The organism is Dolichospermum sp. UHCC 0352, from assembly GCF_009711925.1.
In the GTDB taxonomy this organism is placed as follows: domain Bacteria; phylum Cyanobacteriota; class Cyanobacteriia; order Cyanobacteriales; family Nostocaceae; genus Dolichospermum; species Dolichospermum lemmermannii.
Genome location: NZ_VIKY01000064.1, coordinates 1 through 25,144, shown reverse-complemented (window position 1 = coordinate 25,144; position 25,144 = coordinate 1). Strand labels below are relative to the sequence as shown.

General features: G+C 36.5%; 22 protein-coding genes. 9 read left to right on the top strand and 13 right to left on the bottom strand.

Annotation, left to right across the window (positions count from 1 at the left end; all coding sequences use genetic code 11):
* Nucleotides 1-84: 84 nt before the first annotated feature.
* The 3 genes from FJR06_RS04500 to FJR06_RS04490 all read left to right on the top strand — a co-directional run bounded on the left by FJR06_RS04500 (nt 85) and on the right by FJR06_RS04490 (nt 4,695).
* A complete protein-coding gene (locus FJR06_RS04500; RefSeq protein WP_015083344.1) occupies nt 85-1,815 on the top strand; it encodes an ATP-binding protein in 1,731 nt (576 codons plus the stop codon).
* A 537-nt stretch (nt 1,816-2,352) separates the two neighbouring features.
* Nucleotides 2,353-3,336 (top strand): RNA polymerase sigma factor, RpoD/SigA family, encoded by a 984-nt coding sequence (locus FJR06_RS04495; RefSeq protein ID WP_015083343.1) that lies wholly within the window; start codon nt 2,353-2,355, stop codon nt 3,334-3,336.
* A 684-nt stretch (nt 3,337-4,020) separates the two neighbouring features.
* The gene (locus tag FJR06_RS04490; protein ID WP_174783419.1) at nt 4,021-4,695 is read left to right on the top strand and encodes a hypothetical protein; all 675 of its coding nucleotides are present in this window, start codon (nt 4,021-4,023) and stop codon (nt 4,693-4,695) included.
* Between the two features lie 174 nt (nt 4,696-4,869).
* Here the strand turns inward: FJR06_RS04490 and cobO are convergent, their stop codons facing one another.
* The 5 genes from cobO to FJR06_RS04465 form a co-directional block, all read right to left on the bottom strand.
* Nucleotides 4,870-5,556, bottom strand: coding sequence for a cob(I)yrinic acid a,c-diamide adenosyltransferase (cobO, locus tag FJR06_RS04485; protein WP_015083341.1), 687 nt, complete (start codon nt 5,554-5,556; stop codon nt 4,870-4,872).
* A 116-nt stretch (nt 5,557-5,672) separates the two neighbouring features.
* Complete coding sequence (locus tag FJR06_RS04480; RefSeq protein ID WP_015083340.1) at nt 5,673-5,960, bottom strand: DUF433 domain-containing protein; 288 nt, start codon at nt 5,958-5,960, stop codon at nt 5,673-5,675.
* Nucleotides 5,961-6,094: 134 nt separating this feature from the next.
* Complete coding sequence (locus tag FJR06_RS04475; protein ID WP_015083339.1) at nt 6,095-6,580, bottom strand: hypothetical protein; 486 nt, start codon at nt 6,578-6,580, stop codon at nt 6,095-6,097.
* A 43-nt stretch (nt 6,581-6,623) separates the two neighbouring features.
* On the bottom strand, nt 6,624-6,974 hold the full coding sequence (locus FJR06_RS04470; RefSeq protein WP_015083338.1) for a DUF5615 family PIN-like protein: 351 nt from the start codon (nt 6,972-6,974) through the stop codon (nt 6,624-6,626).
* Nucleotides 6,968-7,327: a DUF433 domain-containing protein gene (locus FJR06_RS04465; RefSeq protein ID WP_015083337.1), complete on the bottom strand. Its 360-nt coding sequence runs from the start codon at nt 7,325-7,327 to the stop codon at nt 6,968-6,970. The genes FJR06_RS04470 and FJR06_RS04465 overlap by 7 nt, the downstream gene beginning before the upstream one ends.
* A 217-nt stretch (nt 7,328-7,544) precedes the next feature.
* Here FJR06_RS04465 and speY point away from each other — a divergent pair, with 217 nt between their 5' ends.
* The 3 genes from speY (at nt 7,545) to FJR06_RS04450 (ending at nt 11,879) form a co-directional block, all read left to right on the top strand.
* Nucleotides 7,545-8,693, top strand: coding sequence for a deoxyhypusine synthase (gene speY / locus FJR06_RS04460; protein ID WP_015083336.1), 1,149 nt, complete (start codon nt 7,545-7,547; stop codon nt 8,691-8,693).
* A 175-nt stretch (nt 8,694-8,868) separates the two neighbouring features.
* Nucleotides 8,869-10,836 carry an ATP-binding protein gene (locus tag FJR06_RS04455; RefSeq protein WP_015083335.1) on the top strand — a complete coding sequence of 656 codons (1,968 nt, stop codon included), beginning with the start codon at nt 8,869-8,871 and terminating at the stop codon, nt 10,834-10,836.
* Between the two features lie 503 nt (nt 10,837-11,339).
* Nucleotides 11,340-11,879: a Dps family protein gene (locus FJR06_RS04450; RefSeq protein ID WP_085929769.1), complete on the top strand. Its 540-nt coding sequence runs from the start codon at nt 11,340-11,342 to the stop codon at nt 11,877-11,879.
* A 129-nt stretch (nt 11,880-12,008) separates the two neighbouring features.
* Here the strand turns inward: FJR06_RS04450 and hpnH are convergent, their stop codons facing one another.
* The 3 genes from hpnH to sfsA all read right to left on the bottom strand — a co-directional run bounded on the left by hpnH (nt 12,009) and on the right by sfsA (nt 14,957).
* Nucleotides 12,009-13,025, bottom strand: a complete 1,017-nt coding sequence (hpnH, locus tag FJR06_RS04445) for an adenosyl-hopene transferase HpnH (RefSeq protein ID WP_168650908.1) — start codon at nt 13,023-13,025, stop codon at nt 12,009-12,011.
* A 116-nt stretch (nt 13,026-13,141) separates the two neighbouring features.
* Nucleotides 13,142-14,125, bottom strand: coding sequence for a hopanoid-associated sugar epimerase (gene hpnA / locus FJR06_RS04440; RefSeq protein ID WP_168631895.1), 984 nt, complete (start codon nt 14,123-14,125; stop codon nt 13,142-13,144).
* 64 nt (nt 14,126-14,189) lie between these two features.
* Nucleotides 14,190-14,957, bottom strand: a complete 768-nt coding sequence (sfsA, locus tag FJR06_RS04435; protein WP_015083331.1) for a DNA/RNA nuclease SfsA — start codon at nt 14,955-14,957, stop codon at nt 14,190-14,192.
* Between the two features lie 316 nt (nt 14,958-15,273).
* Between sfsA and FJR06_RS04430 the strand changes: the two genes are divergently transcribed.
* Nucleotides 15,274-15,945 (top strand): 2OG-Fe dioxygenase family protein, encoded by a 672-nt coding sequence (locus FJR06_RS04430; RefSeq protein ID WP_168650906.1) that lies wholly within the window; start codon nt 15,274-15,276, stop codon nt 15,943-15,945.
* 116 nt (nt 15,946-16,061) lie between these two features.
* Nucleotides 16,062-16,805 carry an ATP-binding cassette domain-containing protein gene (locus tag FJR06_RS04425; protein WP_168650904.1) on the top strand — a complete coding sequence of 248 codons (744 nt, stop codon included), beginning with the start codon at nt 16,062-16,064 and terminating at the stop codon, nt 16,803-16,805.
* Nucleotides 16,806-16,832: 27 nt separating this feature from the next.
* Here FJR06_RS04425 and FJR06_RS04420 read toward each other — a convergent pair whose 3' ends face one another.
* Nucleotides 16,833-17,603, bottom strand: a complete 771-nt coding sequence (locus tag FJR06_RS04420; RefSeq protein ID WP_015083329.1) for a response regulator transcription factor — start codon at nt 17,601-17,603, stop codon at nt 16,833-16,835.
* A gap of 949 nt (nt 17,604-18,552) precedes the next feature.
* On the opposite strand from FJR06_RS04420, the gene FJR06_RS04415 reads away from it, so the two are divergent.
* Nucleotides 18,553-18,807 (top strand): DUF6761 family protein, encoded by a 255-nt coding sequence (locus FJR06_RS04415; protein ID WP_168650902.1) that lies wholly within the window; start codon nt 18,553-18,555, stop codon nt 18,805-18,807.
* A 240-nt stretch (nt 18,808-19,047) separates the two neighbouring features.
* Here FJR06_RS04415 and FJR06_RS04410 read toward each other — a convergent pair whose 3' ends face one another.
* The 4 genes from FJR06_RS04410 to FJR06_RS04395 all read right to left on the bottom strand — a co-directional run bounded on the left by FJR06_RS04410 (nt 19,048) and on the right by FJR06_RS04395 (nt 24,908).
* Nucleotides 19,048-19,869, bottom strand: coding sequence for a hypothetical protein (locus tag FJR06_RS04410; protein WP_174782945.1), 822 nt, complete (start codon nt 19,867-19,869; stop codon nt 19,048-19,050).
* Entirely contained in the window at nt 19,847-24,151 is a 4,305-nt protein-coding gene (locus FJR06_RS04405; RefSeq protein WP_168650901.1) for an AAA domain-containing protein, read from the bottom strand. The genes FJR06_RS04410 and FJR06_RS04405 overlap by 23 nt, the downstream gene beginning before the upstream one ends.
* A 94-nt stretch (nt 24,152-24,245) precedes the next feature.
* Entirely contained in the window at nt 24,246-24,569 is a 324-nt protein-coding gene (gene grxD / locus FJR06_RS04400; protein WP_015083325.1) for a Grx4 family monothiol glutaredoxin, read from the bottom strand.
* 87 nt (nt 24,570-24,656) lie between these two features.
* Complete coding sequence (locus FJR06_RS04395) at nt 24,657-24,908, bottom strand: BolA family protein (protein ID WP_015083324.1); 252 nt, start codon at nt 24,906-24,908, stop codon at nt 24,657-24,659.
* Between the last annotated feature and the right edge of the window lie 236 nt (nt 24,909-25,144).

The window sequence follows — 25,144 nt, the reverse complement described above, 5'->3', positions numbered from 1 at the left end:
GGTAAGAATTTCTTTCTCTGTCCTCCCTGTTCCTTAACAACTGACAACTAACAACTGACAACTGACAACGAACAACGAACAAAAATGAATTTGGGATTACCATTAGGTTCAGTTATTGAAGGTTCTCTGACTGGAGGTTTAGAAGTCAGATTACACCCAGATATCTCTGTAGAAGATATGCGGGTAGGTAAATTTCTCGTGGTACAGGGAATGCGATCGCGCTTTTTCTGTATGCTAACAGATGTATCCTTGGGTATGGCAAATGACCGCATTACAGCTAGTCCTCCCAATTGGGATGATAGTTTCTTGCGCGAAGTATTAGCCGGTAGCGGTACTTATGGGATGATCAACCTAGCACCCATGCTGATGTTTACCCCTGAATCTCCAGCATCTGGCTTTTCTAGTAATGGTAAATCCCCTAATTCTTTCATACCATCGTCTACGGGTTTAGCATCCTTTCAACCCCAAACCAGTACGACGATGGAATTATTACCTGTTAAAACTATTCCTAGTCACTTTAGCCAAGTTTACGAAGCCAAGGAAGAGGATTTTCGGAAAGTTTTTGGCTGGGAAGATGATCCTCAACGCAAAAACTTTTCTATCGGTAAACCCTTAGATATGGATGTGCCGGTTTGCATTGATTTAAACCGCTTTGTGGAACGGAGTAACGGGATTTTTGGGAAATCGGGAACTGGAAAATCTTTCCTGACGCGCTTGATTTTAGCTGGTGTAATTCGTAAGAATGCTGCTGTCAACTTGATTTTTGATATGCACTCAGAATATGGTTGGGAAGCAGTCGCAGAAGGAAAAAACGTCAACACTGTTAAAGGCTTAAAACAGTTATTTCCCGGACAAGTTGAGGTTTACACACTTGATCCAGATTCAACAAAGCGTCGAGGTGTTCGGGACGCACAAGAACTATATCTCAGCTATGAACAGGTTGAAGTTGAAGATATTAAATTATGTAATCGTGATTTAGGACTTTCTGAAGCGGCTTTAGATAATGCCAATATCCTCTTTACAGAGTTGGGTAAATCTTGGATTATTAAGTTACTAAATATGAGTAACGAAGATATTGAGATGTTTTGTGACGAAAAACGCGGACACAAAGGCTCAATTATGGCATTACAGCGGAAACTTTTTCGCTTAGATAGTTTAAAGTATATGCGTAGTGCTTGTCCGCAAAATTATATTAAAAACATCGTCCAATGTCTAGAAGCTGGAAAAAACGTAGTTATTGAATTTGGTTCCCAGTCAAATATGCTTTCATATATGTTGGTGACAAATATGATCACCAGACGGATACATGAGCATTATGTCAAAAAAGCTGATAAATTTCTCCAAAGTAAAAATCCTTTAGATCGGCCGACACCATTAATGATTACAATAGAGGAAGCGCACCGCTTTCTTGACCCAGGAGTTGTCCAAAGTACGATTTTTGGAACTATTGCTAGAGAACTGCGAAAATATTTTGTCACGCTTTTGGTAGTTGATCAACGTCCATCAGGCATAGATAATGAAGTCATGTCCCAGATCGGGACTCGGATCACCGCTTTGCTCAATGATGAAAAAGATATTGATGCTATTTTTACGGGTGTATCTGGTGCGGGTGGTTTACGCTCAGTCTTAGCTAAGTTAGACTCTAAACAACAGGCCTTAATTTTAGGTCATGCTGTTCCTATGCCAGTGGTTGTGCGGACTCGTCCCTATGATTCCACATTCTACGCCGAAATTGGCGCGATCGCTTGGGAAGAAAAAACAGACGAGGAAGTATTTACCGCTGCTGAACTAGCAAAAGCAGACTTAGGTTTCTAGTTTTAAATCAATAACTAACAACTAACAACTAACAACTAACAACTAACAACTTCGTAACATTCCTCCATTTCCAAGTAACTCAAGTTCGGTTATCCGGCTAGTTGAAAGCAACTTTAGAGGGAGTTTTCGCGTCACCATGAGTATATAAACACAGTTTTTGGAAGTTAAAGAAAAATAGTGATCAACTTTTTGCCTTGATTACTGAAATATTTATCATCTGGGAACTTTACTATTGACTCTGTTTGTCGTAACATAAAATCAAAGTAAACTCATACTGACTCCGGGTTTTAAACCGACTACTAGATAACTTAAAAAAAGAATTCTAGCAACCAACCCAATGTATTTCTGCTAAAACTCCAAAATTAAGAGAGGGTAACGAGACACATTTTTAGACTAGCAACATCTTAATAAAGGCTTAATTAGTGTAATTTTTGATGGTAGCTTTCCATGTTCATTGATGTATATTGTCAGCTTACGAATTGCCTTTGTTGAAAAAAAATATTGATTATGCTTAAAGAGTAGAGGATAAAAGCACCAATGGCTACAGTTAAAAATCATACAGAGAATGTCAATGCCAAATTTACCGCTGATATGGTAAGAACTTATCTGCGAGAAATTGGCCGTGTACCTTTGTTGAGCCGTGAACAAGAAATCATCTACGGTAAACAAGTACAGCAAATGATGGCACTGCTAGAAGCTAAAGAAGCTTTACGCAAAGAAATTGACCATGAACCTAGTTTATCAGAATGGGCTGCCCGTGTTAATCAATCAGAAACAGAACTAAATCATCTGATGGTACAAGGTAAGCGAGCCAAGCAAAAAATGATTGAAGCGAATTTGCGCTTGGTTGTAGCTATTGCGAAAAAATATCAAAAGCGGAATATGGAATTTCTGGATTTAATCCAGGAAGGAACTTTGGGATTAGAACGGGGTGTGGAGAAATTTGATCCCATGCGGGGTTACAAATTCTCAACCTATGCTTATTGGTGGATTCGTCAGGCAATTACCAGAGCGATCGCCCAACAAGGTCGGACAATCCGTCTACCAATCCATATTACCGAAAAACTGAACAAAATTAAAAAAGTTCAACGGGAATTAGCGCAAACATTAGGAAGATCACCCACACCTACAGAAATCGCCAAAGAACTAGAGTTAGAACCCGCTCAAATTCGTGAATATCTGAATATGGCGCGTCAACCAGTTTCTTTAGATGTGCGCGTCGGTGAAAATCAAGATACCGAATTGCAAGAAATGTTGGAAGATGACGGTCCATCACCAGAGTATTACACGACTCAGGAGTTTTTGCGTCACGACTTGAATAACCTGCTTGCAGAACTCACACCCCAACAGCGCCAAGTTGTAGCTTTACGCTTTGGTTTAGAAGATGGAAATGAACTCTCTTTAGCGAAAGTTGGTGAACGTTTGAACCTCAGTCGGGAACGAGTTCGTCAATTAGAGCATCAAGCTCTTGCACATTTACGTCGTCGCCGCGCTAATGTTAAAGAATATATTGCCAGCTAGGAATGTGAACACGCAAAAGTGTAATTCAAAACATCCCTCTTGGTGATGAGCCTCCTGATTTTAAAACAGGGGGCAATTTTTTTATTTTAATTTATTTTGCGAAATCTGTGAATTAGAAGTTGTATGTATCTATGGGTCAACACCAAAATTCAATAGATTAGATAGGGCTTGCTGAAAAAGTCTTTTCGTGAGGGCTAGGAGTCAGGAGTCAGGAGTCAGGAGTCAGGAGGAAGAATTAGAAGGAGAGAAGAATAGTCTCAAATTTCAGAAAGTGATAGGTTTTTAATGGTTTCAATCCTTATTCCTTGCACCTAATTCACTTTTTTAACCGGGAAACTATTAATCTATCTAGGTTTTCGGTTTATTCAGCAAGCCCTAGATATTTCCCAAAAGTACACAATGACAATGACAAAGTATAAAAATCGCCAATCTCAATTTTACATCCCCCAACTGGATGATTTTCTGAAGTAAAGTATAAAGTTACTAAATAATCATAATCTCAGATTATTCCCCAAAATTATATAACTAGCGAGTTTTTGCTTAATTTTAAATTAAATATATAGATAAAACTTTTGAGGGAATCTTAGGTAATTAGTATTTAGTTATTATTGCAGAAATCCAGGAAACAACAATAGTTAACTTCATTACAGGAGAAATCCAGTGCTTAACCACATTTCCAAATTAATGACTTCTAGCCAATTTAAATTTCCCATCGTGGGACTAATTGTTTCGGCTGGTATTTTAGGTATTAGTTATTCTAGTCAACAACATTACAAACTCCTCTCGTCAACAGCCTTCACTACTAATTATGTAGTACCTATCAACCAAAGACAGATTAACTTTGATCCTACTGTGATCAAAGAGGAAAGTATGCAAAAATCACCAGTTAATATTTCTAATCAAATCTCTACTGATAAGTTAACAGAAAATATCACAGCATTATCTACAAATACGAGAGAATTGGGGAGAAAAGGACAAGTCCAATTTCCCGAACAAGATGGAACTTATCTTTATGGACAATCAACAACACCAAATCAATTAGGACAAGGTTACATCCTCTTTCAAAAACAACAAGGTAAAATTATTGGTGCTTTGTATGTTCCTCACTCTGAATTTAGTTGTTTTCAAGGAACTTTGGCTAAGTCAGGAGAATTAGCAATGACAGTGAGAAGTTCCCCTGGTGAAGTTGGTGCAATGGACGTTGCTACAAGCAGTACAATACCTAAAGTTAATGAAAATGAGTTCACAACTTATCCTTATTCAGTAACTTTACAAGACTATCATCAGTTGAGTTCTGTAAGTTCTAATGATAGGGAAATTTTGCAGATATGCCAACAAGGAAGCGATGGTTTTAAATAAGTAGGTGGACGTAAATAATTGTCCTTGGGATATAGCATTTTTTAGTGAGGTACAAGAACCCCACCCCGCAAGCGAGGAGGAGGCTATAAATATACTCGATATGATTAGGAAATACTATAAAGCAGGGAGAAATCAGTTAATGACCAATGACTAATGACTAATGACAAATTTGAATTAATACTCAATTCCCGCTTGAGCTTTCACACCTTGATCCTTAAAAGGATGTTTAATTAATGTCATTTCAGTGACTAAATCGGCTTTTTCAATTAATGCCGGTGGTGCGCCTCTTCCCGTGAGAATTACGTGCTTGTCTGCTGGTTTTTGAGCTAAACCTGCTAATACTTCTTCAACCTGTAAATAACCCAGTTTCAGAGCAATATTAATTTCATCGAGGAGAACTAATTTAAAGTCTGGGTTGTTGATAAATTCTAGGGATTTTTCCCAAGCAGCAGCAGCTTTATCAAGATCACGATCACGATCTTGAGTTTCCCATGTAAAGCCTTCTCCCATTGCATGAAATTCGAGTTGGTTTTCCCAGTGGCTAAAAGCACGTTTTTCTGCTGGTTCCCATGCGCCTTTGATGAATTGCACTATGGCTACTTTATGTCCATGTCCGAGCGATCGCAAAACCATTCCCAAAGCCGCAGTAGTTTTACCCTTACCATGACCAGTATTGACGATAATTAAGCCTTTTTCCGGTATGGCTTTAGCTATGCGTTGATCTTGGACTTCTTTCCGTCGCTGCATTTTTTGACGGTATTTTTCATCAGTTTGGGATGTTGATATTACCTCATCAATTAACCGGGAAATCTCTTGATCTGCTGAATCTGGATGTAATTCTTCTGGTGTGTCGCTTTTCATAAACCCTATTGATAAATAACTGTTAAGATTGAGAGAATGAAGTATAATTTTTCTACTTCGACAAATTCATTAGTTATAATAGACCAGAAATCACATAAATTCTGTTAGCTGCGATCTTAATAATTTGTTTTATATTCTGCTTCAAGTCGTTGACATTCTTCTTGATATCGAGCGAATTGAATATCTAGTGATTCCTTATTAGCATAATAATAAGCCAACGCAGTATAAATACCTGCAATGGTCAAAAAAGGCTTATCTTCAATAATTTCTTCTGGAGTTATCCCAGATTTAATCTCATTGACAATATACTGAACAGTAATGCGAGTGTTAGCAATTCGTGGACGACCACCACAAGTGCCTGGTGTGCTAACAATCAAAGTGGAAATATCTGTGAGGGTTGGCATCGGTTTCTGAATTAATCCTCTGGGATGACTTTATTGTAAACTGAAAAGAGCGATCGCGAACGTGATCGCGTCCTGAAGAGATAGCACTCCGTAGGAATCGCCTTGAAAATTCAAAAATCAACAATAAGATTGATTCAAAAGTGTTTATCTATAGCTATCAAGTCAATACCAAATTTACCAGTTTTATGCTCAATGAAGTGATATAAATCAGGAGGGAAAAAATAAGTTAATTCCACTAAGTTACCGAATTCATCTCTAGTGATAGAATGTGAGCTTAATACTATTGAAGATTCAGCTAAATACTTTTTTTCAAAAGCATAACCAAAAACTCTTGTCCATCCTCGCTTCTCTTGCATTTTGCGGGTTAGGGAATGACAGTTTTGAGGGTACTTCCACTTGGCTAATTGAGTGATCTTACCCTGCGAGAATAGTTCATCAGCTTCATTCTGAAGTTCACTCTGTATTTGTTTTAGATCGGAATCATTAAGTTCTTGTGATGCTGCCTCTCTCTGCATATATTTTTCTGAATTGAGAATATCCAATATTTCAGATAGGTCTTTTTCAGTTATTTCTCCAGAAGACCCTTCATTAGACTTATAATGTTTAATATTTACGTACATTTCAACCACCACACTTAAGTTAACAGGTAATTAATTGCGATTTTTACAGAGGAAGATAGTAAATTTGTCCTGCCAATTCTCCCTCTAAACAGCACTCTATCAGAAGCAGAATATCTTCTATTACTTGCCCAATTCGTGTATCTGTAATAACTTCAATCACTCCTGGCATGGGCTGACCTTGTGTAATCCGTTCATAGGCATAGCTTGTAATTGTAGCGACATCATGAGTAAGTAACACTCGGTCTTCTTTGGCTGCCCATGCTAGGATAGTTGGGTCATCTTCACCCAAAAGACCAACATTTTGGACTCTGACAATATCAATATTTGGGTTACGTCGCAACAATCCCCTGACAATAGTATTATCAAAATTTTCGTCAGCAAGCAGTTTCAACATACTTCCCGTTCTGCTTTCCGCGCCAACAATCTATCACGCAACCCTTGGGGGTCAAATCTGACCTCATTTATTTTACGAATTTCCTGTGCTTGTTGCTGTCTTTGCTGTAGATACACTTCCACTTCTTGTTGATGATTGAGGTAGAAGGCAATGGTAGCATAGACATCAGCAAGTTTAAGGGATGGATAACGGTAAGCAATTTCTTCTGGTGTTGTTCCTTGTTTAAAAACAGCAATTACCGTATCGAGTGTTACACGAGTTTTGCCTATCCTAATCACACCATCAGTGGTAAATTCCAATGGTGCGGGTTCGGATGTGATTCCTTCAGAAAGATTCACCAAAGCTTGTGCCATAATTAATAACAAGTTAGTTGTCTTTAATAATAGCAAATATTGGTTGAGATATACCTTTGGATTTGCTCAAATAGAAATAGAAAATTGGATGACTTCCGAAGTATTATCTTCAGCATTGCCGCTAATTTATATAGCTGCATAACATTTTAGCAACTTCCGTACATTTGAATACGATAACATTATATTCGGCATATTTACTATTCAGGATTTCCCAAAAATGTCACAAAAGCCAGGTAAGAAAATTGCACCTATCCCCATGTCTAACAATGTTAGCGTGGTTGACTTGATTGATACCTATTTTACCGCTTACAACTCAGCCCGGTTGCGGGAAGCCTGTCAACTGCTGACTAAGGAGGTGTTTCAAGAGGGTGTCACCGTAGGAGTAAGCCTTTCCGGGGCTATGACACCCGCAGGTTTTGGGGTTTCCGCCCTTGCGCCCCTCATTCGCAATGGTTTTATTGACTGGATGATTTGCACAGGTGCGAATCTTTACCATGATATGCACTATGGTTTGGGTTTTGAACTATTTGCGGGTAGTCCCTTTTTAGATGATGTCAAATTACGGGAAGAAGGAACAATCAGAATTTATGACATTATTTTTGGTTACGATGTACTGCTAGAAACGGACGCTTTTATTCGCAAAGTTCTCCAAGCTGAACCTTTCCAAAAACGCATGGGAACGGCGGAATTCCATCATTTGCTGGGTAAGTGCGTCTGGGAAATAGAAAAGCAATTGGGTGTCCAAAATTCCTGCTTATTGGCGACAGCTTATGAATGTAGCGTACCTATTTATACTTCTTCCCCTGGAGATAGTTCCATTGGGATGAATGTCGCCGCTTTGGCTTTAGAGGGTTCAAAGCTGGTAATAGATCCTGCTATTGATGTCAATGAAACCGCAGCTATCGTTTATGGGGCGAGAGAAAACGACGGTACAAGTGCAGCGGTAATTATTGGTGGTGGTAGTCCCAAGAACTTTTTATTACAAACACAACCGCAACTTCACGAGGTTTTAGGATTGGAAGAACGGGGACATGATTTCTTTATTCAGTTTACTGATGCCCGTCCTGATACTGGTGGTTTATCCGGTGCGACTCCTGCTGAAGCTGTGAGTTGGGGTAAAATTGACCCCGATGAGTTACCTAGCGCTATTGTTTGTTATACCGATAGTACAATTGCTTTACCTTTGGTAACAGCTTATGTCTTGAATCAATGTTCACCTCGTCCCCTGAAGCGGCTGTATGATGGACGTGAAGCTTTATTAGATACTTTGCAAAAAGATTATTTAACAGCTAAAGACAAGCCTGTAAGTGAGGGTAGTCAGGAAAAAGCAGCGACTTATCCCTGCGGTACACCTGTGAAAGGTTAGGGTTTTAAAGTCATATTAGTAAGGTGCGTCAGCAGCTAATAATTTATTAAGTTTGACGCAACCTACTAACTTATGAACGATTAATCTCCCATTTATTATGATATATTGTGGATGGTTCCAATCATTTTAAAACTTGATACATGATATAACATCACAAATCATCCAATATAAAAATATGAAAAATATTCAAATTACTTCATTAGGTATCAACCAAGCACTTAAAAACCATGATTATTTATCATCCATTGCAGAATATATATGGAACGGTTTTGATGCGGAGGCTACTGAAATTAATATAATAATGCAATCTGATGACTTGGGAAGAATATCAGAACTAAAAATTATAGATAATGGATGTGGTATTGCTGATCCAAATAGATTTTCACTCTTTTATGAATCGAATAAACAAATTAATTTTGGTACTGCCAAGAATCTATCACATATTCACGGTAACAATGGTATAGGCAGATTAACTTTTTTTACTTTTTCTTCCTCAGCACAATGGGATACTATTTATGAAAAAGAAGGAAAAAGATATAGTTATAGCATAAATATAAATCATAAACAATTGGATAACTATGATATATCAGAAGAGGTAGAAACTGATAAAAAAACAGGAACAACAGTTTTTTTTGATGATATTCATACAATTACATCTAATGATTTTAATGATGATCTTAATATCTATCTATATAGAGAATTTAGCTGGTTTCTTGAACTAAATTCAATGAAAAACTTTTCAATTAAAATAAATGATATGGATTTAGATTATAAATCTAATTTCATTAGCGATTTCACTGAATTAGAACATAAAATTGGTCAATATTTATTTAATTTGAAATTTATTCGCTGGTCTCAATCTCTAAAGAATGAATATTCCAGATATTACTGTATTAATTCCAAAGGTGAAGAAATAGATAAAAATACAACTACTCTTAATAATAAAGGCGATCATTTTTCTCATAGTGTTTTTGTTAAAAGTGAGTTCTTTGATCAAGAACATTTTGGATGGAGAAATATACAGAATAAGCAAATTTATAATTCTTTGATTCATTTTATTAATCAACAGCTTCAAAATAGAAGAAAAATTTTTCTGAAGACAAAATCGGATGTAATAATAGATGAATTTAGAAGAAATAATGCTTTCCCAAGATTTAGTAATAATACTTGGGATCAATACAGAAAAGCTGAACTTGAAGATTTTATCAAAGAATTATATCAGGTAGAACCAAAAATTTTTAGTTCTCTCAATATTGAACAAAAGAAAGTATTTGTTCATTTTTTGAATTTAATTCTTGATTCAGATGAAAGAACTAAATTAATTGATGTATTAGGAGAAATTATCAAGTTAACTTCTTCTGATTTAGAACATTTATCTGAATCTTTAAAAGTTACCAAACTTACAAATATTATTAAAACTGTAAGATTAATAGAAGATAGATACAGAGCTATTGATCAGTTGAGAAATTTAGTTTTCAATCAAGATTTAGAAGCTAACGAACGAGATCATATTCAAAAATTTGTAGAAAATCATTACTGGATTTTTGGTGAGCAATATCATCTTGTAACTGCTGCTGAACCAAAGTTTGAAGAAGCATTACGTAGGTATACTTATCTATTAAGAGGAGAAAAGCCTATTGTTTCTATTGATCATCCTGACAAGAATAAAGAAATGGATATATTTATGGTACGGCAGCTTTTAAATAATTCTTCTATCAATAATGTAGTTGTAGAGCTAAAACATCCTCAAAAGAAGCTTGGTTCAAAAGAATTAGAGCAGGTTAAAAAATATATGGGAGTAATTTTGGAACAAGATGAATTTAATGCTTCTAACGTGACTTGGGAATTTTATTTAATTGGTAATGATTTTGACAAATCTAAATATATTGAAAGAGAAATACAAAGTGCTAAGTCTCATGGTGAAAAATCTCTAGTACAGGTTGTTGATAATTATAAAATTTATGTTAAAAAGTGGAGTGAGATATTCACTGAGTTTGATTTAAGACATAAATTTTTGTATGACAAACTTGAATTAGAGAAGGCACAACTTAATATGGATGCTAGAAGTGCAAACGAAATCATTAGTAATATCCATAGCAATAGTGCGGTGCAACCTCCTCAACGTGTTATTCCAGAAAATTAAAATTTTTGTAACTTTATAAGTGAAGAGGCTTAACATCCGGTTAAAAAGTTGTTATCGTAGATTTGATAAGGAAGAACTATTTGCTATTTTTCAAAGCCAGTTGATATCCTACATAAATCCATTGATTAACGCATCTTTATCCGCGTTTATCTACGCTCATCCGCGTACCCTTATTCTTGCTATTCTCTCCTCAGAGTGATTTTTATAAATTAACTAATTATAAATAAAAGCCAATTGCCAGAAGGCTTTTTGGAAAAAATTATAGGTAACAAGAAGTAAATATGATTTATCAAGAATAAGCACGATCTCCTCATTTTCTTCAAAAATTTAGGAATATGGATGATTTTCAGCTTTGGCTTGATTACAAAAGAAAATAATCAGCATATTCCTAAATATATAAAAGTAACTGAACATTAATCTTACCTTTGATTGATGTGGATCATGTCTGTATTTTGAGAATATGTAAGGTGTTTACGTAGTAATCGGAGTTCATAATAATGACCATACATAAAATAAACATTGGTTTAACAGAACAACAGCGTCACGGTGTGATGAATTTGTTAAATCAAGATTTAGCAGATGCCAATGTATTGCTAGTAAAAACAAAAAAGTATCATTGGGATGTTGTCGGGCCTCAGTTTCGTACCTTGCATAAACTTTGGGAAGAACACTATCAAAAACTGACAATAAATATTGATAAAATAGCTGAAAGGATTCGGACTTTGGGCTGTTATCCAACAGGTACAATGGCAGGATTTTTAAGTCTTGCAACCCTCAAAGAACATAGCGATAAAATTCCTACAGCAACCAAGATGGTAACTCAATTGGTGGAAGATCATGAGCAGATTATTCGCAATTTAAGAAATCATATAGATCAGTGTAGTCAAGAATTTCATGATCAAGGTTCTGCTGACTTTTTAACTGAGTTGATGGAAAAACATGAAGAAATGGCTTGGATGTTACGTTCATTTATTGAAGGAGAAGCAGTAGAACCAGATGGTAAAAAACAACCAGCAGCAACTAAAGTTCCGGTGGGTGTGTAAATAATTCAGAAAGTTTTCATCATCAGAATCAGGATTTACTGGATTAGAAGATTAACACCGGAAAATGCTGTATTTAATCCTGTAAATCCTTAAATCCTGAGCATCCTGATTCAGACAATTTTCAGACTATTACTTCCCAAACACAGTAGTTAGAGAACGGGCAATATTTTTCGGCTGCATTGCGTCCATTGCTGCTGTCGGTTCATAACCACAATGCACCATACAATCAGTACATTTAGGATTACCACTAGCACCGCCATATTGACTCCAATCAGTCTTATCCAACAACTCCTGAAAGGTTGCATAGTAACCCTCATTCAACAGATAGCAAGGTTTTTGCCAACCAAGAACACTGTAACTAGGACTACCCCAAGGAGTGCATTCATAGTCTTTCTCACCAATGAGAAAATCTAAGAATAGAGGGTTGTGATTGAAGTTCCAATTCTTCTTTCCAGATGTGTAAGGTGAGAGAATTTCTCTAAATAAAGCGCGAGTTTGTTCTTTTTGCAGAAAATGATCTTGATCTGGCGCCCATTCGTAACTGTAACCAGGAGAAATCATCATCCCGTCAGTACCCAATGTTTCCAGAAAATCGAAGAATCCCTGCATTTCTTGGATATCGCAACCTTCAAAAATGGTTGTGTTGGTAGCGACACGAAAACCCTTAGCTTTAGCCGCGCGAATCGCTTGAATAGCAGTATCAAAAACGCCTTTTCTGTCTACACATTTATCATGCCATTCCCGCATTCCATCTAAATGGACACTAAAAGTTAGATAAGGAGAAGGCTTAAACTTATCAAGACTCTTTTCTAGTAATAAACCATTAGTACACAAGTAAATATATTTCTTGCGTTTAATTAAACCCTCAACAATTTCACTTATTTGGGGATGTAGTAAAGGTTCTCCACCGGGAATAGAAACCACTGGTGCGCCACATTCTTCTACCGCCGCAAAACACTGTTCTGGGGTGAGATTTTGCTTGAGTATTTCTACAGGATGCTGGATTTTACCGCAACCAGTACAAGCTAAATTACAGCGGAATAGGGGTTCTAACATCAAGACCAGGGGAAAGCGTTTCCGTCCTAATAACCGTTGTGTAACTAAATACTTGCCAATATCTATTGCTTGTTGTAAATTAATTGCCATTTAATCGTTCTCCTCTTTTAATTACACCACAGGTTGAATTCAAAAATCATTATTTGGGTGTAGCAATGCTAAACCCCTACAAAATCAGAGGTAAAATAATGAACTTTCACTTTCACCTAATTTACATAACCTTGAGCTATAAACCAATCCACAGCATCCTTGAGGGCTACATTCAGAGGGGACTGAGGTAAACCTAATTCGCGGATAGCCTTAGAAGCATCATAATACATTGGTTGCTGTGCCATGCGGACTCCATCAATGGGAACTGTGGGAGTTTTCCCTAGAGGGGCAAGGATTTTTTCGTCTATCCAAGCTACAGTTAGGGGTATCCAAGCTGGTATAGATGTTTGCGGTGCGGGTAAATTAGTGATTTGCGAAAGTTGCTCTAGGAGTTGTTTGAGGGGAAGATTTTGATGACCAAGAATATAGCGATCGCCTGATTTTCCCTTTTCTAAAGCTAATAAATGCCCCTTAGCTACATCGCGCACATCTATAAAATTTAACCCTGTATCTACATAAGCAGGCATTTGTCGGCGTAAAAACCGCAGAATAATATCACCTGTAGGAGTGGGTTTAATATCTAATGGACCAATAGGGCTACTAGGATTAACGATCACAATATCTTGACCCTGATTAGCAGCGGATATTGCCACTTGTTCCGCCAGAAACTTTGATTTTTTGTAATCTCCTACTAATTTCTCTACCGGACTTTGATAGGTTTCATCCACAATTTCACCAAATTTACCGACACCAATGGCTGCAACGGAACTAGTATAAACGGTGCGTTCAATCCCGGCTTTTTCGGCTGCGGCCAAGATGTTGCTTGTACCGTCAACATTATGAATATAAAGCAATTCTCGGTCTTTTTGCCACAGGGAATAATGGGCTGCGACATGAAAAAGATATTGACAACCCTGCATCTGTTCCCAGATATTTGGGTTATTTAAATCACCTTTGACAATATCTACAGCCAAACCCTGTAAATTACCCAGGTTACTACTAGGACGAACTAAAGCGGTAACTTGGTATTTTGACTCTAACAGCGATCGCACTATATGAGAACCAATAAAGCCTGTCCCCCCGGTTACAAATGCTCGCATTCAATCACCCTCTACTCCTCAAGGTTTCTAACCGCATTTCAATATCCGTGATTGAGAACTCTGATCAAGATATTACAGTGTCAACTGGCTCTTTAAGGTCATTGCATTGGCTTTTCATTGTTGCTAAACCCAAATAACGGATACCTTCTGGAGATATATCAAAGCGACAAGGAAGAACTTCCAAACCTAGTTGAATTGCTTCCCGTAGCAACCGACCATATACAGGATCTTTACTATCCCCAGGTGCAAACTCTAAACAATCACCTCGGTTAATAAAATACAGCATTACTGATCGACTTTGGGGTAAAACTTCCATTAATTCCCGTAAATGCTTTTGTCCTCTGGTAGTTTCGGTGTCAGGAAATAACGCTAAACTCCCTTGTGACCAAGTTGTATTTTTTACCTCTAAATAAATTGGGCGCTGTTGAGAACTTCCCGTTAAATAAAAATCCACCCGACTTTTCCGATCTTTTCCATAAACTACTTCACCCTTAACCTGGTCATATTCACTTAATTCTGGGAATAAATGCTGCTGTAGAGCCAATTTAATCACCCGATTAGGTAAAGCAGTGTTTACACCTACCCAAGTTGTTGCATGATCATTGACCTGGATTAACTCTAAGGTATAAGCTAATTTGCGTTGAAGATTATCACTTTTGGAAACTTGTACAGCACTACCAATGGTAGAAACTCCCGTCATTGGACCTGTATTCGGACAATGTGCTGTGATCACCTCTCCAGAATGTAATTGAATATCAGCAAAAAACCGCTTGTAGCGTTTGAGTAAAATACCAGGATATAGTTTTGGGTATTTATATAACCAATCAATCATTTTTATAAATAGCTGTGATGAAGTGTTGGCAATTTATCCTCTCAGAACAAGTTGCACACCACCTTAATGTACCTTGATTTTCATGAAAATTTAAACAAGTAGGTGAACAGAAAAAAACCGTAGCCGCGGAGCGGCTTCTCAGTAATATGTAACGAAAAGTAAAGCCGCCGAAAACCTCTTCTGGAGTTTCCTTTTTTTTTTGTAATTTTTGTAGTCAAATTTACGATATTTTTATGAGACTTGAATATAATAGATATTACAAACCTACCACTTAGATAAGTGTGGTAGTATTTACCAATGCAAGGAGAAACATCCTATGCAAAAAGTCTCACTCTATACGGAATTAGAATATGCTTTTCTGTTCACTCTCAGAAAAGTAAACTCCATTAATACAGCAGGTTTTAAGCCATTTTTTGAAGATTTACCAATTGACCCTGATGTTAAAGGTGAATATCGCTCACGCAGATTATCCAGATTTAAAGTTTCTGGAGATAAATTGGTGAAACTCCCTCACGGATATCTACTACAAAGCAAAGAATATAATCCTTTATTGGGAGGAATCAAAAGGGAATTTGCAGAATTAGATGATAGACTTATACAACTGGAGATTTTTAAGAACCTAATTTTCGCATTTTGTGATGCTTGTAAACTGCATCCAGAAGCAGAAATTGATATTCATCAAATTAGAACTACCTGTTCACCAACTAATTTAGGAAATCCTGCTCCTGAAGGTATTCACAGAGATGGTAGCGATTTTATTGGCATTTTTTCCGCAGGAAGAGATAATATTCAAGGTGGAGAAACCCATTTATACAATGCTAAAAAGGAAAAGCCAGTTTTTAACAAAGTTTTGCAACCTGGAGAAATAATTTTAGTAAATGAACATCAATTTTTTCATTTTACCACTCCCATAAAACCCCAAAATCCAGAATTGGGAAGCAGGGATGTATTTGTGATCAATTATCCTAGTTTAATTTCTGACTTTTAAGAAATATTTTGAAATAGGAATATGCAGATCCCTGAGTTCTTGAAGAAGTCAGGGATATTGTGCGTTTTCTCTGATTTGTTCTATGGTTGATAGTTGACAATTTTCACCTATTCCCTATGCTCAGGCTAGAATCTGTTAATTTTTATAAACGTTTACAACATCAACACCAATACCCGATTTTACAGGATATTACCTTGGATGTATCACCAGGCGATCGCTTGGTAATTATTGGTGAATCTGGTGCTGGTAAAACTTCCTTATTACGCCTCATTAACCGTCTAAACGAACCCACAGGCGGGAAAATTTATCTCAAAAATCAGGAATATCGCCAAATTCCCCTTATCCAACTGCGTCAACAGGTAATGCTTGTCCAACAAGAGTCTAAGCTGCTGGGGATGACAGTTGGGGAAGCCTTAGCTTATCCTTTAATTCTGCGCGGTGTACCTAAGCAAACTATTCAGGAAAAAGTCAGTTATTGGCAAGAAAAACTGCAAATTCCTGAACAATGGTTAGGACGAACCGAGGTGCAACTTGCTGCTGGACAAAGACAGTTAATTGCGATCGCTCGCGCCCTAGTTACCGAACCCCAGATTTTACTCCTAGATGAGCCTACATCAGCCTTAGACACTCCCACATCCACTCATTTAATAAGTGTACTCACTCACCTAAATCAACCCCATTCCTCGGCAATTTTAATGGTAAATCGCCAAATTGATTTAGCTCAAGCATTTTGTACCCACCTGTTACATCTTCAGCAAGGTCAAATAGTTCTCAATCAACCTGCCGCTGATACAGACTGGGACAACTTAGCAGCCAGCCTCAAGCAAGCCGAAACTCAAGCACTAGCAGAATGGACTTAACTCATTATCTGTTCCCTGTTCCCCGTTTTAAGAGCTTTGAGTAGTTAGTACAGGAAGTTGATTAGTAAATCTCTCTTTTGGTAATTTTGTGTGTGTTTGCGGAATGTTGACATTCAAAATTTCCATGTTAAACCGATATCCAACATTGCGGATAGTTTGAATTAAACTGGGTTGACGGGGATCAAGTTCCACCTTTTTCCGCAACGATAAAACATGAGTATCAATAGTGCGGGGGTTATCAATAGCATCAGGCCAAGCACGACGTAATAATTCCGATCTACTTAAAGGGACTCCTCCAGCTTGTGCTAAAACGTACAATAAACTGAATTCCTGGGGCGTTAAATCAATAAACTCCCCTTGAAAACGCACCCGACGCTGGACTAAATCAATTTGCAAACTGCCATAATCTAAATAAGCCGGTGCAGTAGGTGTCCGGTTACGGCGGATAATTGCCTCAACCCTAGCCAAAAATTCTTGCATTCCAAAAGGTTTGCTCAAATAATCATCCGCCCCCGCTTTTAATCCTGCTACAATATCGGCTTCATTAGTACGAGCAGATAACATGAGAATTAAAGGCTGTTGTTGACGATGTAACCAGCGGCAAAACTCCACCCCATCACCATCTGACAAATCCGCATCTAGAATGACTAGAGTGGGTTGATGGCTGATAAACACTTCTTTTGCTTGATAAATACTGGCAGCTTGATGAACTCGGTATTCTAGTTGTTGCAAGTGCCAACCCAACAACGACCTCAGATGGGGATTCCCCTCAACAATTTCTATACAAACCGAACCCACAGTGGTAAGACCCCTTAGCGTTGATGAATCTCAAATTAACAATCTCATGGTTAAGGTTTTGTAGTTTTTGTTACTTCAATAGACATATTCTTCATATTTCCCTCAAAAAACCTTGCAGAAAATTTATTTTTTACTTTATTTGCAGCCAAGCTAGTAGCTTTATTAAATTTTTATTACGTTTACATTATATCCATTGGACAACGGAAATAGGTAAATAAAATTACTTTTCTATCACTTGTAGCGGTATGAACTAGAATCAGCTACAAAATTTACTTCCAACAGCCATACAACCCTATTACCTTCATTCTTCATTATTCATTCTTCTTTCTCCCGTCTTTCCGTCTTTCCTTTCTTCTTCTCTTCTTTTTTTATTCCTCCTGACTCCTGACTCCTGACTCCTGACTCCTGACTCCTAATTCTTGACTCCTAATTCTTGACTCCTATCATTAAAGTTTATTTTTGGCAATCTGTCCTACTCCTGAAGAGATATGGTAAACTCAATAGAACAATCATTTACCAAAGGGAGTAGCACAAAAATCACACCTGATTACAACCAAAGGGAGAGACAGGTAGTTACTTATCCCGGAAACAGCTAACAAATTCTCAAACTTGATTTTACAAATTTATGCACTAATAGCTAGATTTGTATTCCCGGTGAGAAACGGCTAAAAAATTGGATAAAAATCAATTACCCTTTGTGGTTACAAATAGATAGCTAAGTCCAAGCTATCAGCTCAAATTTTTGACAAAAAATCGTAAAAATACCCTACAAAATCACCATATTTCCAATTTTTTGGCGTTAGGATCTAATTAAGTTTTTAGCTGCTGGGGGGTCTCACCCAAGGTGAAAATATTAACTGATGAGTTAATACAGAAGAGGGAAGTGATACTTCATTAAGCGTGAATCATCATCTACAATTCTCATTGCAAAGAGATTAATAAAGCAGTTATGCTCCAAGACACACAAGCCATCCGCTACTACCAAAGACTTACCGACGCCTTCGTCGAATTATGGAATCGCGGTTATCGTATGGATGATATGCGGATGTATTTGGATGGATACCTTGCCGCACTTCGACATAGTAACATCATGGAACCATATTGGATTCATCGCTTAGAAGAGGAAGCCAGCCGTTACTTGCATGATGTATCTAATTTCACCATGGTTCAACCGGAACCCGAAAAACAACATGGCTACTACTAAAGGTGCTATCTGATTTTGCTGATTAGCCTATTACCGCCGACAATTATAGCACGATTTTTGCATTCGTCAATGGGGTATAGGGGACGAAATTTGGGAAATACTGCAATTGATATGAAATCAAACCCCTTAGTTTTACATCAACAAGGGGAATTTTTTTGTTTATTCGTCAACCTTTTATGTTTAAAGACAGGTTAATAAAACATTATTATTTACATAAATTTTGAATTTACATTTAACCTTTCAGTTCTGATTAATAATTTCTTGAGATAATTGACACAATTCCTCTAGAGATATCTTTTCTGAATTGTACAATTCTTCAATCTTCTGTGTAGCAACTTCTAAAATTTCCTGACCACTTCTGATTTGAATATTTAATTTATCTTGATTTCCATCATAAATCACAAACAGAGAGATATTTTTATCCATAGTTTGTGTAATCCCTTTGACTTTAAAATCAGTCACAAATTTACCTTCTGCTGGAACATGAAGAGGTAAATTAGAAGATTGAATAATTTCCTGAATATCTGCAAGTTGTAAACTAGAAATTGCGGGAATTTTCGCTTCTATATTCACAAATTCGGCTAAATCTGGCTGCTTAATTACAACATCTTCCAATGATTCATATTGAAATGTAATTTTCCCTGCTAAATTATCAGTAATCGCATAAATTGACACAGAGTATGGAGGTTTAGGGACAGAACCCTGTGCATAAAATAAACTCCCCTCTGCTGTGACAGTAATTTGAGGTGTATCTGCTAGGGTTTGTAAAGATTGCAAATTAGCAATGGTACTTTTAACAAATACAGAATCCAGCCCTAAGATAGATGCTAAATCATTAGCTGTAGGAGGAGGATTAAACTCCATAGCAGCACGAATAATAAACTCTTCTAAAACATTAAATTTGCGGGGTTCTTTAATGGTTAATTCTAAAGAATTTTGAATTACAGTATAGCCAAATTGACGCGCTGCTAAAACTGTTAAACCAGCAGTTTCAGTTTCAATTTTCTCAACTATATATTTCAGATTTTCATCAATTGGTTTAATTACAGAAACAGGAAACATCAATAAAACCTCCATGAGAATTAACAGTTTTGGCAACTTCAGAATACATATTACCTACTGTACCGGGTTTAGTTGTAAATAAATCATGACAACCAACAATTACTAATAATTCTTGTGCGCGGGAAAAAGCCACATTCACCCGTTCTGGTTTATTGGCAAATCCCACATCTCCTTGCTGATTGTTCCTTACCATACTCACAATTACCACCGGTCTTTCCATACCTTGAAATCTATCCACTGTACCTGTTCTAATTTGCAAAGAAGGGAAAAGTTCAGATTGTAAGCGTTCATCAATTTTTCTTAATTGAGCGCCATAAAATGTAATTACAGCTATTTCTTTTTTTTGTTCTCCATTTGCTACTTTATGCACCCAAACCTGCTCAAATTGGTGACAGATACTTTCAATCACATCAACTTCTTTAATATTCAAAAATGAAGTTCCATTACGTTCTTCTTGAAATTCATTTTCTCTGGGCATTTTTACCCAGCAGAGATGATGGTAAGATTGAATGATTTCTCCTGCTAAATTATGAGCGCGTTTTGTGTCAGGTTCTAAAATCCCACATTCCAATTTACCATGATAAAATTGATTAATTGCGCCCATAATCATCGGGTGCATTCGATATTGAGTATTTAGCATTTTTTTAATGCTTTTATCAGCGGTTTCAAACTGACTTTTAAATAATGATTCTTCTAAAAATTGTAATTCTTCCCTCGTATTCCCCATTGTTTTCGCAACTTCTTCCACAGTGCTAGTATCAAGCATAGGTGGTAATTGCCGATGATCTCCTACCATGACTAATTTTTTACCTTTCAAAGCCGGAATTAGTAACTCTGGAGGAGTGCATTTACTAACTTCATCAATAATCACAACATCAAAAGATTGAAATTCTTCTGAGAAATTATAATTTGCAGCTTGAACACAAGTAATACCAACAACGTTAGCATTATCTAAATAAATCCCTCTGAGGTCTTTACTATCTTGTTCTGAGGGTTGACGAAGTTTTGCAACCCAATCTTGCACAAAATTTTGATATTTGTGCAAATAATTTTCTTCACTTTTTAGCTGTCGTTTCCATGACTTAAATTTATTTTGAATATTGCATAAAGATCCTAAATCTAATAAATCATTATTAGATAATTCTGGTTTTAATTTATCTGGGATTGTTTGCCAAATTGACTGCCACCAATGCCGTTCGCTAATTAAACTAGCTGATAAATGTAATTGTGATTTCTGTTCTAAGTCAGATATTTTTATTTGTAATTCTGCAAGTTCTTGTTGATAAATATCAGCTTCTGCTTGGAAATTTGTGAACTCTTGATTTAAAGAGTCTTTAATTGTTTCTAAAACAGTAAAAGGTGCTAATGATAAAATCAGAGTTTCCATTTCATTAATACGATTTTCCCAAAACTTGACTTGTTGGGAAAATTCCTGGGATTTTTCCCAAATATTTGCTTGTCTAGTCAGATATTTTTCTGCTAAAATCCGTAGTGGTAGGGGGATATTTTGCTGTTTATGAAGTGCTTGTAAGTTATTGATAACTTCTGCAAGTTTTAAATTAGCAGCTTCTTTAGTTTTCTTTACCTGAGATTTAGCTTCAGATATTTGTGCTGATGAAATTTCATTTTCTGGAAGTTCCTGAAATTGCTGTTGTAAAATTTCTAATTGTTGTTCAGCTTCAGTTTTAACTCTTAAAACACATTGACGCGCATGAACTAAGATAATATCTAGTAATTCTTGGGTAATGCGGGTAAGAGTAGCTTCAATGTTATTCCATTCAAAGGACTTACTGTATGTTTTTTCCAATCTAATTAAAAAGACTTGAGTGTTTTCAACTAGCAATTTTCGCTGTTTAGGATTGAGGAGTTGATAATTTTGGAATTTTTGATAGGTTGTTTGCCATTGAATTTGATCAATTTTTGATAAAACTATAGGAATTTGACTAAAACTTTCTTGTAAAAAATAACTAAAATCATGTTTTTTACCTTTTTTATCGGTAAAGTTACCCGCTATTTCATAAGATATGGCTTTTGTTAATACTCCCCAATCTGGTAAACTGATTTGATAATTTTTAGGAACAATAGTTAATTTTAATGTTTTGGCAAACATCAATAAACCTAATGGTAAACCTACCATACTTTCTGTTAATTCAAAATCAGATTCTTGACATTCTTTCAATGCTTGATATAAGTTATTGTAAGCTGTAGATTTCCATTCAACAATGGCTTCAATAATATAATCAATTTCCCGTTTGCGATTTTCCCAAATTTGAATTGTTGTCCGTAAATCGTTTTGGTTATGACAATTTTGATGATCTGTTTCTAATTTCTCCAAAGATACAGAATGCTGCTGGAAAATATAAACTAATTTTGCTACTTCCGAAATAGCTAAACCGACATCATTAGCATCTTTTAATCCCGGTTTAAATGCAGAAATATGAGTTGTGATATTTTTCTGCAACCAAACTGCTAACCCAAATGCACCAAATCCCGGACGAGTAAAACCAAGTTCTTCAATACATTTAATAGCTTGACGCACATTTTCTCGAAAATTCTGTACTTCTTGATTATTTTCTGTATAAGGTTTAATTTGTGGTAAAAAACTGTTGATTTCTGAAGATTCCCAATCTATATTTGTGGCATTTTTGAGAATATTTTCTAACCCAGTAATTAATAATTCAATTTCTTTTTTAGTTACTAAAGTTTGATGATATTCAATTCCTTGATTTTGATAACTTGTTTCTAAATTATCTTTTTCATTTTTGAGTTCATTCTGGTGCTGATTTACTTCTTGTTCTGCCAGAAAATAGTCTGTAAATCGTGGTGATAATGGTAATAATTGATTGATAATTCTAATATTTTCGTGACGTTGACTGAGATTATTTTCACAGTCAGTAGCGGTATTTTGTAGCCATGTACCAATTACTTGATCTTCTAGAAATGGCTGTCCTTCTTCCCCAACTTTTTCGGCTCGTCCCTTTCTAATAGCACGAATAACGGGATTGTGAACTAAGCGACTGAGGGCGTTATCAACGGCTAAATTAGCTTGTGAGGTAATTAATGTGCGTCCCCCGCGCAAGGCTACCTGATAGCAAATTTCCGCAATTACGGTAGTTTTTCCTGTACCTGGTGGGCCTTGAATCAGCACTAAATCTTCTGCGGACAGGACTTTTTCAACTGCGGCTTTTTGTCCAGCATTTGCAGAAGATAATAATAAGTCTTTTGAGTTAAGTTTAATCCTTTTGATAATCGGTCTGGCTTGGGAAGCGTCAAAGAGAAAGTTACCTAAATAGGGGTTTTGAGTGCGTCCTTGTTTTAATTGTTCTAAGGCTTTTTCTTTCCGTTCAATTTGTTTGATGTCTCCAGCAGCATCAAAAAATAAGTAACCATTCTTGGGAAGTTGATAATTACCTTTGGCTATATATTCGATGATTTCTCGTTCTAATCGAACATGAATAAAATTATGTTTTTGATCAATTTTTTCAATAGTTCCTAATTGACGACTGTGACGACGATTTCTGTCTGTGGGTACGGAATCTAAAAAGTTAACTTCTTGATTTTTAGCTTTTCTTACCCGTTCCCAAAAGTTTTCTACACCTAAAATATTCTCTTCAGAACCGTTAAGGGTAGCTGAATTAACTTTAACTTCTAAAGCGATTTGTCGAGAATTTGAGCCATGATGAGAAATTCGGAAAGATACACAAAATTGCCGGGATTTAGCAATGCGTTCTTCAACTTTTAAAAATGCTTTCCAGGCTTTAAGTTGATCTTCTGTGGGGACATGATTTCCGCAAATTGGCATATTTTTAATTTTTGCCAATAATGGTTTAGGAATATCCAAACGATGTTGATGATTGGGACTTAGTCGCAACCAATAGGGTAAAGCATAGCCGTCAATATTCCCCCGCAATTCATGTAATAAATAAGCTGATAAAATTTTAAATCCGCCATGTCCATCTTGACGAATAGCAGCTTTAAATGCTAAAGTTTTTCCTAGCTTTTTCAGTTTTTTTGGTAATTGAAAGTTATCTTGATCTGTGGCTATAGTTAGTTCCCAAATCTCTTCTCCTGGTTCTTTTGCAGTTCCTTGACGACGAATATAAAACAAGCCAGGTTGTTTACCAACTAAATCAAATAATAATTCATTGGCACGCTCTCGTCGTTCTCGAAATTCAGGATATAATTGTAGAGATGATTGACCTTCAAGATGGCGAACTAAATTATCAACGGCTGAACCTATAAACGTATAACCACAATCTTCTATCTTTGTTTTATTATTCATAGTTTTGGTAAAAAATATTAGTAATCAATAATGTAATATTAATAAGGATCAGATCCCCGACTTCTTAAAAAAGTCGGGGATCTTGTAGTTGATATTAAGAAGCTAGTGTTACTTCTACCAATTCTTGTAATTCACCTTTGTTGTACATTTCAATCAAAATATCAGAACCGCCAACGAATTGACCATTAATGTATACTTGGGGAATTGTTGGCCAGTTGGAATACTCTTTGATGCCTTGACGAATTTCTTGATCTGCAAGTATGTCAAGGGTTTCAAAGGGAACTCCTAAGGTATTGAGAATTTGGACAACGTTATTAGAGAAACCACATTGGGGCATTAATTTATTGCCCTTCATGAAAACCATAATTTTGTTTTCTTCTACCAAAGTATCAATTCTTTCTTTAAGTTCTGGGGTCATGATTAGTTATTTCCTTATGTTACTGAAATTCAAGAGTTGATACGATCTTAGATTTTGTTTTCTTAATGCAAAATCCTCAATCTAAAATTAGTTTGTTGCTTGCCAAGCTTCGGGAGTGTAGGTTTTAAGTGCTAAAGCATGAATAGCTTCGCTGGATATAGCTTGTTGCAATGCGCCATAAACTAGTTGGTGTTGTTGCACCATTCCCTTATCTGCAAACTGCGATGAAACTACTGTTACCTGATAGTGATCACCACCACCTGTCAAGTCTTGTACTTGCACTTGGGCATCTGGCATTTGTGCCTTGATCATTGTCTCTACCTGTTGCGGACTTATCATAAAAATACCCGGTAAGTGGGAAACTCAGACACTTCAGTGCTGAGAGGGAAACGACACTATGGCTTACGCCACGCTTCGCTATCGACAAGCTCAGTGACCGCTCGTGCGGTTTTAACCGCCTTGAATATTTTTTCATTACCGCCTTGGAGTTGGTAAATTCGGTGTACTTTTGTAATGTACTTTCAACGGGACAATTACCGATTCAAAATTCCCAACTCTGTACGCATAATGTGTTG

Coding starts and splice junctions, on each gene's coding strand:
- FJR06_RS04500 (WP_015083344.1), top strand. CDS start 85: ATGAATTTGGGATTACCATTAGGTTCAGTTATTGAAGGTTCTCTGACT.
- FJR06_RS04495 (WP_015083343.1), top strand. CDS start 2,353: ATGGCTACAGTTAAAAATCATACAGAGAATGTCAATGCCAAATTTACC.
- FJR06_RS04490 (WP_174783419.1), top strand. CDS start 4,021: ATGACTTCTAGCCAATTTAAATTTCCCATCGTGGGACTAATTGTTTCG.
- cobO (WP_015083341.1), bottom strand. CDS start 5,556: ATGAAAAGCGACACACCAGAAGAATTACATCCAGATTCAGCAGATCAA.
- FJR06_RS04480 (WP_015083340.1), bottom strand. CDS start 5,960: ATGCCAACCCTCACAGATATTTCCACTTTGATTGTTAGCACACCAGGC.
- FJR06_RS04475 (WP_015083339.1), bottom strand. CDS start 6,580: ATGTACGTAAATATTAAACATTATAAGTCTAATGAAGGGTCTTCTGGA.
- FJR06_RS04470 (WP_015083338.1), bottom strand. CDS start 6,974: ATGTTGAAACTGCTTGCTGACGAAAATTTTGATAATACTATTGTCAGG.
- FJR06_RS04465 (WP_015083337.1), bottom strand. CDS start 7,327: ATGGCACAAGCTTTGGTGAATCTTTCTGAAGGAATCACATCCGAACCC.
- speY (WP_015083336.1), top strand. CDS start 7,545: ATGTCACAAAAGCCAGGTAAGAAAATTGCACCTATCCCCATGTCTAAC.
- FJR06_RS04455 (WP_015083335.1), top strand. CDS start 8,869: ATGAAAAATATTCAAATTACTTCATTAGGTATCAACCAAGCACTTAAA.
- hpnH (WP_168650908.1), bottom strand. CDS start 13,025: ATGGCAATTAATTTACAACAAGCAATAGATATTGGCAAGTATTTAGTT.
- hpnA (WP_168631895.1), bottom strand. CDS start 14,125: ATGCGAGCATTTGTAACCGGGGGGACAGGCTTTATTGGTTCTCATATA.
- sfsA (WP_015083331.1), bottom strand. CDS start 14,957: ATGATTGATTGGTTATATAAATACCCAAAACTATATCCTGGTATTTTA.
- FJR06_RS04430 (WP_168650906.1), top strand. CDS start 15,274: ATGCAAAAAGTCTCACTCTATACGGAATTAGAATATGCTTTTCTGTTC.
- FJR06_RS04425 (WP_168650904.1), top strand. CDS start 16,062: ATGCTCAGGCTAGAATCTGTTAATTTTTATAAACGTTTACAACATCAA.
- FJR06_RS04415 (WP_168650902.1), top strand. CDS start 18,553: ATGCTCCAAGACACACAAGCCATCCGCTACTACCAAAGACTTACCGAC.
- FJR06_RS04410 (WP_174782945.1), bottom strand. CDS start 19,869: ATGTTTCCTGTTTCTGTAATTAAACCAATTGATGAAAATCTGAAATAT.
- FJR06_RS04405 (WP_168650901.1), bottom strand. CDS start 24,151: ATGAATAATAAAACAAAGATAGAAGATTGTGGTTATACGTTTATAGGT.
- grxD (WP_015083325.1), bottom strand. CDS start 24,569: ATGACCCCAGAACTTAAAGAAAGAATTGATACTTTGGTAGAAGAAAAC.
- FJR06_RS04395 (WP_015083324.1), bottom strand. CDS start 24,908: ATGATAAGTCCGCAACAGGTAGAGACAATGATCAAGGCACAAATGCCA.